This window comes from Streptomyces sp. NPDC058691 (genome assembly GCF_042714775.1).
Taxonomy (GTDB): domain Bacteria; phylum Actinomycetota; class Actinomycetes; order Streptomycetales; family Streptomycetaceae; genus Actinacidiphila.
On the sequence record NZ_JBHXSO010000019.1, the window covers coordinates 87,952 to 101,556 of the forward strand.

Genomic DNA, 13,605 nt, shown 5'->3' on the forward strand with positions numbered 1-13,605 from the left:
GAACCGCCCACGGCGGCTTCGCCGAGTATCAGTCCCTGATACGCCCACGGTTCCCCAGCACTGATCATCCCCGCTAGCGTTTCCGTCGTCGTCGCCAGCCAGGGGAGGGATCTCGGTGACCGAGCCGCCGGACATCGCGCCGCCGCACGACTGGACCCCGGTCGAACAGGGCCTGTGGCGGGCCTTCCGCCTCGGCGAGCTGTACGACCTGCGCACCGGGATACCCGAGCGGGACGACCCGGCCGCCGACCTCTTCTGGGGCCCGGACCGCACCGTGCGCGCCGAGACGATCGCCCGTCTGCTGCTGGACGGACCGCAGGCCGCTTCCGGGCGTGTCTCGTGCGTGAAGCTGTCCGGCGCGCAGATCAGCGGGCAGCTCAACCTCTCCGGCGGCGCGGTGGTGCCGTACGTCGAGCTGCACGACTGCCGCTTCGAGGAGCAGGTGCTGCTCGCGGAGTGCAGTTTCACCACGCTGCGCATGGTGCGCTGCGCCATACCGCGACTGGAGGCCGCCCGGCTGCACACCTCCGGCGACCTGCACCTGCCCCAGTGCACGATCGAGGGCGGCGTCCGGCTCACCGACGCCCACATCGGCACGGACCTGCTGCTCAACCAGATCACCCTGCGCAAGGACCGGCACGGCCGCGCGCTCGCCGCCGACGGGCTCAGCGTCGCCCAGGACGTCGAGGCCGAACTGATGGAGGCGACCGGCGAGATCAGCCTGCGCAGCGCCCGCATCGGCGGCCGCCTGAGCCTGCGCGGCAGCCGGCTGCGCAATCCGGACGGGCGCTACGCGCTCAACGCCGCCCGGGTGACCGTCGAGCACACCCTCTACCTCAGCGCCGGCGGGACCCGGCCCTTCAGCAGCGACGGCGGGGTCCGGCTGGACGACGGGCGCTTCGGCAACGGCGTGATCATCCACCGGGCCCGGTTCCGGCTCTCGGAGGGCCAGCAGCTGTCCCTGCGCCGCGTCCAGACCCCGGAACTGCGGCTCACCCTCGACCAGCCGCCGAACGGCACGATCTCGCTGGCCGGCGCGCGGGTCGGCAACCTCACCGACAGCCGCACCTGCTGGCCCGGCACCGGCAGCATGGACCTGACCGGGTTCAGCTACGGCTCGCTCAACCCCGAGGGCTCCTTCCCGCTCCGCGCCCGCATCGCCTGGCTCGCGGCGGCCACCCCGGAGTACAGCCCCGAGCCCTATGAGCACCTGTCCGCCGCCCTGCGCGCGAGCGGCGAGGACGCCGACGCCCGCGAGGTCCAGCTGGCCAAGCAGCGGCGGCGCCGCGAGACCCTTCCCCTCGCCGGAAAGCTCTGGGGCTACCTCCAGGACATCACCGTCGGCTACGGCTACCGGCCCGGCCGCGCGGCGATCTGGATGGCCCTGCTCTGGGCGGTCGGGGCCGTCTTCTTCCGGGCCCACGGCCGGCCGGATCCCGCCGACAGCGGCGCCTTCCCGAACTGGGAAGCGCCCTTGTTCGCTCTCGACCTGCTGCTCCCGGTCATCAACCTCGGGCAGGACAACGCGTGGCGCCTGACGGGGGCGGCCCAATGGGCCGCGGCGATCCTGACGATGCTGGGGTGGATCCTGGCGACGACGGTCGCGGCGGGGGCGTCGCGGCTTCTGCGCCGCGGCTGACCCGTTTTTTCCCCCGCCCTCCCGCCCGTGTGCCCGGCGCGGTCTGGCACCCCGGCGCGCGTTTCGTTGGGTGCCGGGGTCGGGGCCTCCGGGGCTGGCCATTCTGGACAGCACATTTTGGTGCCTCGGGCACTCTGCGTTGGTCACTCCGGGTTGTGCACCCAAATATGCTCCACAGTCCAGAACGCCCACCCCTACGACCCCGCCCCCTCCGCAGTGTTCGCGCCTGATCCCCAGTTGGGGGTGGAAGGCGGCCATGGCACAAGCCCGCGGTTTGTGCGGCAGCACATCAGCCGCCCAGCCGTCACCGCCCACACCGACGGGGCCGTATCCAGGCAACCGCGGTCACCCCGGTCCGCCTCCATACCCCCCACTGGGGATCAGGCGCATGACGAGACGGAGGGGGCGGGGGTGGTGGGGGCACCCCCGGCCGAAGGCTGGGGGAGGGTGGGTGTTCTGGACTGTGGAGCATATTTGTGTGCGGCACCCGGAGTGATCAATGGAGGGTGCTGGAAACGCACGTAAATGTGCTGTCCAGAATGGCCAGCCCCGGAGGCCCCGACCCCGGCCCAGGAACACACGCGCGCCGGGGTGCGTGACTTCACAGGGCACACGGGAGGGCGGGCGGGGAAAAAACCCAGGACGGCAAGCCCGCCGGGAGGCCTTAGGCTTGCTCGACGTGACCGCTCCCCTTCCGCTGTTCCCGCTGAGCTCCGTGCTCTTCCCAGGGCTCGTGCTCCCGCTGAACGTCTTCGAGGAGCGGTACCGCGCCCTCTTCCGGGATCTGCTGGAGCTGCCCGAGGACGCGCCGCGCCGGTTCGGGGTCGTGGCGATCCGGGACGGTCACGAGGTGGCGCCCGCGGGTGAGGAGGACGGCGCGGCGGCGGGGCTCGCCCCGGACCTGGCGGCGTCGCTGTTCACGATGGGCTGCACCGCGGAGGCGGCCACGATCGGGGAGCGCGAGGGCGGCGGCTTCAAGGTCGTGGCGACTGGCACGACCCGCTTCCGGCTGGTGTCGGTGGACACCACGGGCCCGTACCTCGTCGGCGAGGTCGAGGACGTGCCGGAGGAGAGCGGCAGCGGCTCCGGCGCGCTCGCGGCGGGCGTCGCGCGGGCCTTCCGTACGTACCAGAAACGGCTGGCCGGGTCACGCGAGTCCAGCATCGCGGGCGCCCAGGAACTCCCGGACGACCCGACCGTGCTGTCGTACCTCGTGGCCGCGGCGGCCGTCGTCGACACCCCCGCCAAGCAGCGGCTTCTGGAGGCCGCGGACACCGCGACCCGGCTGGAGCAGGAGCTGCGGCTGCTGCGCCGGGAGGCCGCCGTCATCGACAAGCTGGGCACCCTGCCCGCCGTGGACCTCACCCGCCAGGCTCCGAGCCTCAACTGACGGATCGTCAATTCCACTATGGCCAAGAAGAAGCAGTCGCCGTCCGGCGGTACGCCCGCCACCGTCGCCCTGGAGAAGGCCGGCGCCGCCTTCACCGTGCACGCCTACGCGCACGACCCCGCCTCGGAACTCGGTTACGGCGAGGAGGCGGCACAGGCGCTCGGCACCTCTCCCGACCGGGTGTTCAAGACCCTCGTCGCCGACGTGGACGGCGCGCTGACCGTCGCCGTCGTCCCGGTCGCCGGTTCGCTGGACCTGAAGGCGCTGGCCACCGCGGCGGGCGGCAAACGGGCGGCGATGGCCGACCCGGCGGCCGCCGAGCGCACGACCGGCTACGTACGAGGCGGGATCTCCCCGCTGGGGCAGCGCAAACGGCTGCGCACCGTCGTGGACGCCTCCGCGCTGGAGCACGCCACCGTCTTCGTCTCCGCGGGCAAGCGCGGCCTGGAGGTCGAGCTGGCCCCGCAGGACCTGATCGGGCTCACGGACGCGGTCACGGCGCCGATCGGCCGCGGCTGAGCGGCCGGCGCGTCAGCCCTTCGGGGGCAGGTGCGGCCCGTGGTCGTCCCAGTACGACGGCAGCGCGGGCTCGGGGTCGCGCGGGCCGAGGCCCACGGTCAGCAGCAGGTGCGTGAGGACGGCGCCCACGGGCCAGGCCAGCAGCGCGCCCTTGGCCTGGAGCTGGAGAGGGCCGTCGAAGACCTTCTTCGGGCCGACGGCCTTGGCGTGCGCTATCAGGTCCGAGGTGGGGCCGAGCCAGACCCCCATCCGCCAGGCGAGCAGGGAGCCGAGCACCGCGCCCACGGCGAGACCGAGCACCACGCCCACGCCCCCGCGCCGCACCCGCCAGAAGGCCACGGCGCCGGTCAGGACGCCCATGCCGAGCCCGAGCAGCACAAAGGTGCCGTCGCCGCCGACGGCCTGCTCGCCCTCGGTGTCCTTGAGGTAGACCGCCTTGCCGTCGGAGATCAGCGGCACCCGCGGCGCCAGCCAGAGCCACAGCGCTCCGAGCAGCACTCCCGCCACCGCCACGAGCACGGCGGTCAGGGCGCCCTTCTTGAGCTCCTGGGCGGGGGCCATGCGCGCGTCGTCGTCCGGGGGCGGCGGCAGCGGCGTGGAGGGCCAGTGATCATGCGGCGTCAAGGGTGCAGTCACCCTGCCATCGTGCCAGGTCCGCCCGTGGGACGCCCCACCGGCACCTCACACCCGTCCCTCACCGGCACGCCGCCCGGCGGTACGCCCACGTGGCCACGGCCAGCGAGACCAGGCCGACGGCGGCGCACACCGAGAGGTCCCCGACCACCGCCAGCCAGTCCGGGTGGGCGTCGAAGCTGCGGATGAACGCCTCGACCCCGTACGTGGACGGCAGCAGATCGCGCACGTACCCGATCGGCGCGGGCAGGTTGCCCGCCGGGAGGACGCCCAGCAGCAGCGCGGCCGACATGCCGAGCTGCCCGGCGAGCGTGGCCAGCTCCTGGCGCGGGGCGAGCAGCCCGAGGGCGGCCCCGAGACCCGACAGCGCCGCACCGGCCAGCGGGATGACGGCGGCCAGTACCCACAGATGGGTGAACGGGAGCTGGAAGAGGCCGCAGCCGATGGCGGCGGTCACCAGCGTGCCGGGCACCGTGAAGGACGCGTACGCGCCCGCCGCGCCCAGCACCACCGCCGCGGGCGGCACAGGGAGCGTCGCGTAGTGGTCGAGGCCGCCGGAGGCACGCAACTGGCCGAAGTACTGGGCGAGCAGGTTGAGCGCCACGAAGGCGACGACGAGGACGCTGGAGCCGGCGACCACCGCGCGGGCGGCCGCGCCGCCGTGCACGACGCCGCGCATGAGCACCATGATCCCGACCGACTGGAAGGTCGCGACGAACAGCAGCGGGATGCGCGCGACCCGGGCCCGCGACAGCTGCGCCCGGTAGACCGCGATCAGCGCCGGGAACAGCCGGGTACGGGGGGCGAGCGGCGCGGCCGCGCCCGGGAGGGGTCCGGCAGGGGCCGTCGAGAGGGCCGCCGCCGCGGTGGTGTCCGCTCCCGCGGAGATGATCGTCACGCGGCGCCGCCCCCTTCCCCCGCGAGTCCGACCGGGCTCTCGTTCACGTTCCGGGCCACGGTCGTTCCCCTCTTGGCTCCATCGCCGGTGTTCACGCCTTGACCAGTCCCTTCCGGCGGCCGCCGAGGGACAGATAGACATCCTCCAGGCTCGGCGTCGCCAGCGTGAAGTCGTCGAGCGCGGCGAAGGCCGGGCCGCCGGTCACCTCGGCGACGACCGCGCGGGCGCGCTCCTGCGGCAACCGCAGCGTCCAGCGGCGCCCGGTGATCCGCGCGCCTTCGCGCAGCCTGGCGACGCCGGGCACGGACAGCGGGGGCTCGTCGCGCCAGACCAGGTCCAGCCGGACCTCGTCGGCGACGAGCGCCTTGAGGCCGGCCGGGGTGTCGCACGCGATGACTCGGCCCTCGTCGACGACCGCGACGCGGTCCAGGACGGTCTCCGCCTCCAGCACGTTGTGGGTGACGAGCAGGACCGTGACGCCGCGCTCGGCGCGCCGCCGGTCGATCGCCGCCCACACGGCGCGCCGGGCGACCGGGTCCATGGAGGTCGTCGGCTCGTCCAGGACCAGCAGCGGCCGCTCCCCCACCAGCGCGGTGGCCACGCAGGCCAGCCGGCGCTGGCCGCCGGAGAGCTTGCGCAGCGGGCGGGAGGCGAGCGGGGTCAGCCCCAGTTCCTCCAGGACGGCGTCCCGTTCGGCGCGCGCCGACCGCGCGTCCAGTCCGCGCAGCCGCCCGGTGGTCTCGGCCGCGAGGGCGACGGTCAGCTCGTCGAGGGCGCTCGACTCCTGCCCGAGATAGCCGACGAGGCGGGAGGCGCGCTCGGGGTGGCGTACGAGGTCGTGGCCGAGGAGGTCGACGCTCCCGGAGTCCGGCCGCAGCAGGCCGGTCAACTGCCGCACCAGGGTGGTCTTCCCGGCGCCGTTGGGGCCGAGCAGCCCGAAGATCTCGCCGCCGTGGACGTCGAGGTCGATGCCGTCGTTGGCCCGCACGGCCGGTTTCGCGGCCGCGCGGCGTCCGCGTCCGGCCGGATACGTCTTGACGAGCCCGCGCACGGTCACCACCACCGCCGTGCGCGCGGCGGTGTCCTGTCCCGTGCCCGTACTCACGAGGGTCGAGACTACGCTCCATCCCGGCCGGTATGCGCCTCAGGGTCGGCCCGGAGCCCCTTCACTCCGCCGCGGAGGGCCGCGCGACGACCGCGCGGGCGTCCACCTCGCGCCAGAAGCCCGCCCGGATGGCGTAACGGTCGTGCTCGTCGATCTGATCGTCCTTGTGGGCGAGCAGCCCGAAGCGGGCGGCGTAGCGCAGCAGCTCGCCGTCGATGCGGTGCGGGACGCGCGGGTACTCGGCGGAGAGCAGATGCAGGTGGAGGCCCTCGGTGAGACGGCCGATCCAGCGCCGGGCGAAGACCTGTCCGACCTCGTACGGGTCGCCGCTGACGGCGGTGATGTCCTCCTCGCGGTCGGCCCAGCGCTGCTCGGCGCTGGTGAGCTGGGCGAGGGTGGGCAGCCCGGCGTCGGCGGCGTCGCTGCCGCCGACCATGCCGCGGTCGGAGGACCAGCGCAGCGTGGCACCGGCCGGGGCGGAGGCGGGGTGCGGGGTGGTGTGGCCGCGGTGCACGATCCCGGCGAGGTCCTTGGGGGTGGGCACGAAGCCCTTGCCGGTGGCCACGGGAGGGTCGGCGAGGATGCGGGAGCCGTTCTGCACGGCGGCGGCCACGGCGGGCTCGGCCGCGGGCGGCTCCTCGGGCGCGGCGGGCTGCGGCTCGGCAGGGGTGGGTTCGGGGAGCGGGGCGGAGAGGATGGCGGCGATCTCGGGGCGCGGGGTGGGCGGTGCGCACACCCCCGCGGGCTCACGGACCCGGATCGCCCGGGTGATCCACTCGCGGTCCAGCACACGGCGTTCGTCGGCCTCGGCGACCAGGTCCTCGGACTGGTTGAAGTCCCCGTCGGCGGCCTGGACGGCCCACAGATGGACGGCGACGCCGTGCTCCTTCGCCGACATCATGCCGGGCAGCAGATCACCGTCACCGGTGACGAGCACCACGTCGGCGCAGGCCCCGTTGCGGGCGAGTTCGGACAGCTCGGCGTGCATGGCGGCGTCCACGCCCTTTTGCGCCCAGCGTCCGTCGGTGCGGGTGAGCGCGCCGAGCCGCACGGTGACGCGCGGCATGACCCGCAACCGCCGGTGTTCGGGCTGCGGTACGCGGTCGGGGGCGCCGTCGAACCAGTAGATCCGCAACAGCGGCTGCCCGGTCTCCTTCTCCGCCCGTTCGCGCAACCCCGCGACGATCTCCGCGTGATCGACCAGGATCCGGGAGCGCGAGGGCTCTCCGGCCAGCAGGCTCGCGGCGGCGCCGAGCAGATAACCGGCGTCCACCAGGACGACGCAGCGGTCCATCGGTCTCACCCTCTTTTCCGGAGTCCTGTCGTCCGTCCCCCCGACGTTTCCCCGAGTCTGCCCGAACACCGGCTCGTTGTGACCTGTTGGGCGATCACCGGCGCGCCACACTGGGCAACTGCCCGAAATGCGACCTTCGTACTCCCGTGCAAGCCTGAGTTCGGCCCATTCCGAGATTTCCCCCAAGGAGGAACATCGTGGGCAAGAACAAGAACCGGGGCGAGCGCACCGGCCAGCGATCCGAGCGCGGCACCTCCGCGACCACCGAAGAGCACGCGAAGAGCGCCGGACGCGAGCACATCATGACGGCCCCGGGGGCCGAACCGCACGTGTCGCAGAAGAGGCAGAAGAAGTTCGGCCACAACTAGCGCCGGACGGCAGCGATCAAGGGTGGCATCCCGCTCGGGGGTGCCACCCTTGATGCGTATCTCCCCTGTGCACGGAGGGTGATCGGGAGGGAGAGAGGGCAGGGGCGGGCGGTCAGCTCGCCTGCTGGGCCGCGCCGAGACAGGCGGGGCCCAGGAGGGCCTTGAGGTCGCCGAATAGTGCCGGGTCGGGAGTGACCCGATGCCGGTCCAGCCGCAGCACGGTGGTGGAGCGGGCGCCCTGCAGCCGCACCCGCACCTCGGTGCTGCCCTTGTGGCTGGCCAGCACCTCGCCGAGCCGGGCGACCAGCGGCGGGGTCACCTTGACCGTCGGAATGGAGATCGTCACGGGGGCGTTGGTGCCGGCGTCACTGAGGTCGGGGACCATCAGCTCCATCGCGACCAGCCGCGGGATGTCCTCGCGCTTGTCGAGGCGGCCCTTGACGAAGACCACGGCGTCCTCGATCAGCTGCGTGGAGACCAGCTGGTAGGTGGCCGGGAAGAACATGCAGTCGATGGAGCCGCCGAGGTCCTCGACGGTGGCGATCGCCCAGGCGTTGCCCTGCTTGGTCATCTTGCGCTGGAGGCCGGAGATGATGCCGCCGATGGTGACGATCGCGCCGTCGGAGTAGTCGCCGGCAAGGGCGGCGATGGCCGCGTCCGCTTTGTCGTTGAGGACGTGCTCGATACCGAAGAGCGGGTGGTCGGAGACGTAGAGGCCGAGCATCTCCCGCTCCTGCGCGAGCAGATACGTCTTGTCCCACTCGATGTCGGAGAAGGTGACGTCGAGCCCGAAGCCCGGCTCGTCGGCCGCGGCGTCGTCGCCCATGCCGCCGAAGAGGTCGAACTGCCCCTCGGCCTCCTTGCGCTTCACCGCGACCACGTTGTCGATCATCGGTTCGTAGTGCTCGGTCAGGCCCTTGCGGGTGTGGCCCATCTCGTCGAAGGCGCCGGCCTTGATCAGCGATTCGACGGTGCGCTTGTTGCAGACGACCGCCTCGACCTTGTCGAGGAAGTCGGGGAATGCGGTGTACTTCCCCTTGGCCTTGCGGCAGCGGATGATCGAGTCCACCACGTTCTGGCCGACGTTGCGGACGGCGGTCAGGCCGAAGAGGATCACGTCGTCGCCCTGCGCGGTGAAGTTGGCGTCCGACTCGTTCACATTCGGCGGGAGCACCTTGATGCCCATGCGGCGGCACTCGTTGAGGTAGATCGCCGACTTGTCCTTGTCGTCGCGCACCGAGGTGAGCAGCGCGGCCATGTACTCGGCCGGGTAGTTGGCCTTGAGGTAGGCGGTCCAGTAGGAGACCAGGCCGTAGGCGGAGGAGTGCGCCTTGTTGAACGCGTAGCCGGCGAAGGGGACCAGCACGTCCCACACCGCCTGGATGGCCTCGTCGGAGTAGCCGCGCTCGCGCGCGCCCTTCTGGAAGGGGATGAACTCCTTGTCGAGGACCTCCTGCTTCTTCTTGCCCATCGCGCGGCGCAGCAGGTCGGCCTGGCCGAGCGAGTACCCGGCGAGCACCTGGGCGGCCTTCTGCACCTGCTCCTGGTACACGATCAGGCCGTAGGTGATGTCGAGGACCTCCCTGAGCGGCTCCTCCAGCTCCGGGTGGATCGGGGTGATCTCCTGCTGCTTGTTCTTGCGCAGGGCGTAGTTGATGTGCGAGTTCATGCCCATCGGGCCCGGCCGGTAGAGGGCCGAGACGGCGGAGATGTCCTCGAAGTTGTCGGGCTTCATCATGCGCAGCAGGGAGCGCATGGGGCCGCCGTCGAACTGGAAGACGCCGAGGGTGTCGCCGCGGCCGAGCAGTTCGAAGGTCTTGGGGTCGTCCAGCGGCAGCGCCAGCAGCTCGATGTCGATGCCCTTGTTGGTCTTCACCAACTTGACGGCGTCGTCCATGATCGTGAGGTTGCGCAGGCCGAGGAAGTCCATCTTCAGCAGGCCGAGCGACTCGCAGCTCGGGTAGTCCCACTGCGTGATGGTGACGCCGTCGGAGTGCCGGACCCAGACCGGCACGTGGTCGGTGATCGTCTCGCTGGACATGATCACACCGGCGGCGTGCACGCCCATCTGCCGGACCAGGCCCTCGACGCCGCGGGCGAGGTCGATGACCTTCTTGGCGTCCGGCTCGTTCTCGTACATCCCGCGGATCTCGCCGGCCTCGCTGTAGCGCGGGTGCGTCGGGTCGGTGATGCCGTTGAGCGGGATGCCCTTGCCGAGGACGTCGGCGGGCATCGCCTTGGTGAGCCGGTCGCCGACCGCGTACGGGTAGCCCAGCACGCGGGCCGAGTCCTTGATCGCGTTCTTGGCCTTGATGGTGCCGTAGGTGCCGATCATGGCGACCTTGTCGGCGCCGTACTTCTCGGTGACGTAGCGGATCACCTCGGCGCGCCGGCGCTCGTCGAAGTCGATGTCGACATCGGGCATGGAGACGCGCTCGGGGTTGAGGAAGCGCTCGAAGATCAGGCCGTGCTCGATGGGGTCGAGGTCGGTGATGCCCATGGCGTACGCGACGATCGAGCCGGCCGCGGAGCCGCGGCCGGGGCCGACGGCGATGCCGTTGTTCTTGGCCCACATGATGAAGTCGGCGACGACGAGGAAGTAGCCGGGGAACCCCATCTGGATGATGGTGTCCATCTCGTACTCGGCCTGCTTCATCCGGTCGTCCGGGATCCCGCCGGGGTAGCGGCGGTGCATGCCGCGCAGCGTCTCCTCGCGGAACCAGGTGACCTCGGTGTACCCCTCGGGCACGTCGAAGCGGGGCATCAGGTTCTTCTCCTGGAACCAGCCCTCGGTGTCGACCTGCTCGGCGACCAGCAGCGTGGTGTTGCGGCAGCCCTCCTGCCAGGCGTCGGACGAGTCGATGGCGAGCATCTCGTCGGTCGTCTTCAGGTAGTAGCCCGTGCCGTCGAAGCGGAAGCGGTCCGGGTCGGAGACGTTCTTGCCGGTCTGGATGCACAGCAGGGCGTCGTGCGCGTCGGCCTCGCTGGCGTACGTGTAGTGCGAGTCGTTGGTCACGACCGGCGGGATGCCGAGCTTCTTGCCGATCTCCAGCAGTCCGTCGCGGACCCGGCGCTCGATCTCGATGCCGTGGTCCATCAGCTCCAGGAAGTAGCGCTCCTTGCCGAAGATGTCCTGGTACTCCGCCGCCGCCTTCAGCGCCTCGTCGAAGTGGCCGAGCCGCAGCCGGGTCTGCACCTCGCCCGAGGGGCACCCAGTGGAGGCCATCAGGCCCTCCGACCACTGGGCGATGGTCTCCTTGTCCATCCGGGGGTACTTCGTCAGCCAGCCCTCGGCGTAGGCGTCGGAGGAGAGCCGGAAGAGGTTGTGCAGACCCGTCCGGTTCGACGCCCAGATCGTCTTGTGCAGATACGAACCGGAGGCCGAGACGTCGTCCCGCTTCTGGTGCGGCTGGCCCCAGGTGATCTTGCGCTTGTTCCGCCGCGACTCGGGGGCGACGTACGCCTCGATGCCGATGATCGGCGTGATCCCGGCGCCCTTGGCCTGGTGGAAGAAGTCGTAGGCCCCGTGCAGGTTGCCGTGGTCGGTCATGGCGATGTGCGTCATGCCCATCTCACCGCAGGCCTTGAACATGTCCTTCAGCCGCGCCGCGCCGTCCAGCAGCGAGTACTGGGTGTGAACATGCAGATGGGTGAAGGGCGTGGTCACGGGAAGCGACACCTCCGGCATCGGTGGTCATCTGGCGGCGAGGGGAATCCTACGCCGGGGGTCCGACAACCACGGTCCGGACGGCCGGGCCGGGCGGGTGAGCCGCCCCGGCCCGGACCGTCCGGCGCGCCGGTTCCGCCGCCGGCCGTCCGGGAGTCGTAGATGACGTCCACAAGATCGCGGACCCGGGTCCGCGCCACGTGCCGTACCCGGGTCGCTGCCGGACGCCGCTCCCGCCGTGCCGCCGCCGCGCGATGCGCGACGCGCGACGCCGGCCGGGAAACGGCGCTTCAGGCGGTGATCACCGCACCGGCGAGCTGACCCGCTCCACCTTCTGGGTGCCGGACAGCGTGCGGTACGAACGCTCCCACGTGGAGGCGGCGTTGGCGTCGGTCCGGTCGGACAGGACGTAGTAGTCCATCTGCGCCCGCTCGCCGGTGATGTCGAGCACGCCGTAGCCGTGCGAGTCCATGTCCACCCACTTCACGTGCCGGTTGGCGACCTTGACGGCGGCCTCGGCGATCGGGGAGACGGTGCCCGGGGCGACCTTGAGGATGTCGTCCAGGTTGTCCGACGTGACGGAGGTGACCACGAACTCGGTCGCCGCCGACGCCGACAGCGGGTAGGTGGCGGCCTTGACCGGGACGTCGTTGGCCCACGCCATGTGGATGTCACCGGTCAGGAAGACGGTGTTGCCGATGCCGTTGTCCCGCAGGTGCGCCAGGATCTCGCGGCGGTCGTCGGTGTAGCCGTCCCACTGGTCGGGGTTGATCGCCAGGCCCTCGCCGGGCAGGCCCAGCAGCTTCGCCAGCGGCGCGAGCAGGTAGTCGGGCAGCGCGCCGAAGGCGACCGGCGAGATCATCACCGAGTTGCCGATCAGCCGCCAGGTGGTGTCCGAGGCCTTCAGCCCCGCCTTCAGCCAGTCGAGCTGGGCCCGGCCGGTGATCGAGCGATTGGGGTCGTCGACCGAGCCGCTGCCGACGCCGGCCTGCTGCGAGCGGAAGGAGCGCAGGTCGAGCAGCGACAGGTCGGCGAGCTTGCCGAAGCGCAGACGGCGGTAGGTCGTGCCCGCGATCGAGGGGCGCACCGGCATCCACTCGAAGTAGGCCTGCTTGGCGGCCGCCACCCGGGCGGTCCAGGTGCCCTCGGCGCCCTCGGTGTGGTTCTCGGCGCCGCCGGACCAGGCGTCGTTGGCGAACTCGTGGTCGTCCCAGATCGCGACGACCGGGGCGACGGCGTGCAGCGCCTGCAGGTCGGCGTCGGTCTTGTAGCGGCCGTGGCGGGTGCGGTAGTCGGCCAGCGTGACGATCTCGTGGGCGGGGGCGTGCGGGCGGACGACGGTGCCGCGCGCGCCGTAGCCGCCGCTGGCGTACTCGTAGATGTAGTCGCCCAGGTGCAGCCAGGCGTCCAGGTCGCCGCGCGCGGCCAGGTGCCGGTAGGAGGCGAAGTATCCGGCCTCCCAGTTCGAGCAGGACACCACGCCGAAGCGCAGGCGGGCGGCGGTGGCGTTGTCGGCCGGGGCGGTACGGGTCCGGGCGACCGGCGAGTTCACGCCGCCCGCGGTGAAGCCGTACCAGTAGTCCGTCGCAGGCTGCAGGCCGCGCACATCGGCCTTGACGGTGTGGTCGGAGGCCGCGGTCGTGGTGGCCGTGCCGCTCGCGACGACGGAGGTGAGCGCCTTGTCGGTGGCGACGGTCCAGGTCACCTCGGTCGCCGGGCCGAGCCCGGAGCCGGGGACCGCCTCGGGGGCCGGAGTCACCCGGGTCCACAGCAGGATGCCGTCGGGCAGCGGGTCGCCGGAGGCCACACCGTGCAGGAAGGCGGGCGCGGACGCCGCCTCCGCCTGGCCGGCGGTGGCGGCGAGCGGTATGAGCGCGGCGCCCGTCACTACGGCGCCGGCCTTGACCACCGAACGGCGGCTCGGTGTTCTCGGAGAGGTCTGTGAGGATGCAGAGGTCTCGGTCACGGCCGATCAGATTACGCGTCAGTAACCGCTTCCCGGCACCCCGCTCGCAACTGTTGGCGAAGACTTCGCCAACCGGCCCCCGGCAGGTCGCCGGGGGCCGGATGCTCAGCAAGTGCCGTGCTCTGC

At 71.9% G+C, this 13,605-nt stretch carries 10 protein-coding genes; 4 read left to right on the forward strand and 6 right to left on the reverse strand.

What is annotated here, in order from left to right; all coding sequences use genetic code 11:
- Positions 1–115 precede the first annotated feature (115 nt).
- The 3 genes from ACFWVC_RS15975 to ybaK all read left to right on the forward strand — a co-directional run bounded on the left by ACFWVC_RS15975 (position 116) and on the right by ybaK (position 3,548).
- The gene (locus tag ACFWVC_RS15975; protein ID WP_384284973.1) at positions 116–1,639 is read left to right on the forward strand and encodes an oxidoreductase; all 1,524 of its coding nucleotides are present in this window, start codon (positions 116–118) and stop codon (positions 1,637–1,639) included.
- Positions 1,640–2,318: 679 nt separating this feature from the next.
- Positions 2,319–3,029 carry an LON peptidase substrate-binding domain-containing protein gene (locus tag ACFWVC_RS15980; protein ID WP_384284976.1) on the forward strand — a complete coding sequence of 237 codons (711 nt, stop codon included), beginning with the start codon at positions 2,319–2,321 and terminating at the stop codon, positions 3,027–3,029.
- A gap of 18 nt (positions 3,030–3,047) precedes the next feature.
- Positions 3,048–3,548, forward strand: a complete 501-nt coding sequence (ybaK, locus tag ACFWVC_RS15985; RefSeq protein WP_384284980.1) for a Cys-tRNA(Pro) deacylase — start codon at positions 3,048–3,050, stop codon at positions 3,546–3,548.
- 12 nt (positions 3,549–3,560) lie between these two features.
- Here the strand turns inward: ybaK and ACFWVC_RS15990 are convergent, their stop codons facing one another.
- From ACFWVC_RS15990 to ACFWVC_RS16005, 4 genes are all read right to left on the reverse strand, one after another.
- Positions 3,561–4,184 (reverse strand): ABC transporter permease, encoded by a 624-nt coding sequence (locus ACFWVC_RS15990; RefSeq protein ID WP_384284983.1) that lies wholly within the window; start codon positions 4,182–4,184, stop codon positions 3,561–3,563.
- Between the two features lie 58 nt (positions 4,185–4,242).
- On the reverse strand, positions 4,243–5,073 hold the full coding sequence (locus ACFWVC_RS15995; protein WP_384285078.1) for an ABC transporter permease: 831 nt from the start codon (positions 5,071–5,073) through the stop codon (positions 4,243–4,245).
- A 97-nt stretch (positions 5,074–5,170) separates the two neighbouring features.
- Complete coding sequence (locus ACFWVC_RS16000) at positions 5,171–6,184, reverse strand: ABC transporter ATP-binding protein (RefSeq protein WP_384284986.1); 1,014 nt, start codon at positions 6,182–6,184, stop codon at positions 5,171–5,173.
- Between the two features lie 61 nt (positions 6,185–6,245).
- Positions 6,246–7,478, reverse strand: coding sequence for an NYN domain-containing protein (locus tag ACFWVC_RS16005; protein WP_384284989.1), 1,233 nt, complete (start codon positions 7,476–7,478; stop codon positions 6,246–6,248).
- A 197-nt stretch (positions 7,479–7,675) separates the two neighbouring features.
- Between ACFWVC_RS16005 and ACFWVC_RS16010 the strand changes: the two genes are divergently transcribed.
- On the forward strand, positions 7,676–7,846 hold the full coding sequence (locus tag ACFWVC_RS16010; RefSeq protein ID WP_319661079.1) for a hypothetical protein: 171 nt from the start codon (positions 7,676–7,678) through the stop codon (positions 7,844–7,846).
- A 112-nt stretch (positions 7,847–7,958) separates the two neighbouring features.
- On the opposite strand, the gene dnaE is transcribed toward ACFWVC_RS16010, so the two are convergent.
- Positions 7,959–11,534, reverse strand: a complete 3,576-nt coding sequence (dnaE, locus tag ACFWVC_RS16015; RefSeq protein ID WP_384284991.1) for a DNA polymerase III subunit alpha — start codon at positions 11,532–11,534, stop codon at positions 7,959–7,961.
- A 280-nt stretch (positions 11,535–11,814) separates the two neighbouring features.
- A complete protein-coding gene (locus tag ACFWVC_RS16020) occupies positions 11,815–13,479 on the reverse strand; it encodes an alkaline phosphatase D family protein (RefSeq protein WP_384284993.1) in 1,665 nt (554 codons plus the stop codon).
- Positions 13,480–13,605 lie beyond the last annotated feature (126 nt).

Bases quoted from the DNA above. Each gene is read 5' to 3' on its own strand.
- ybaK (WP_384284980.1), top strand. From the start codon at position 3,048: ATGGCCAAGAAGAAGCAGTCGCCGTCCGGCGGTACGCCCGCCACCGTC.
- dnaE (WP_384284991.1), bottom strand. From the start codon at position 11,534: ATGCCGGAGGTGTCGCTTCCCGTGACCACGCCCTTCACCCATCTGCAT.
- ACFWVC_RS16005 (WP_384284989.1), bottom strand. From the start codon at position 7,478: ATGGACCGCTGCGTCGTCCTGGTGGACGCCGGTTATCTGCTCGGCGCC.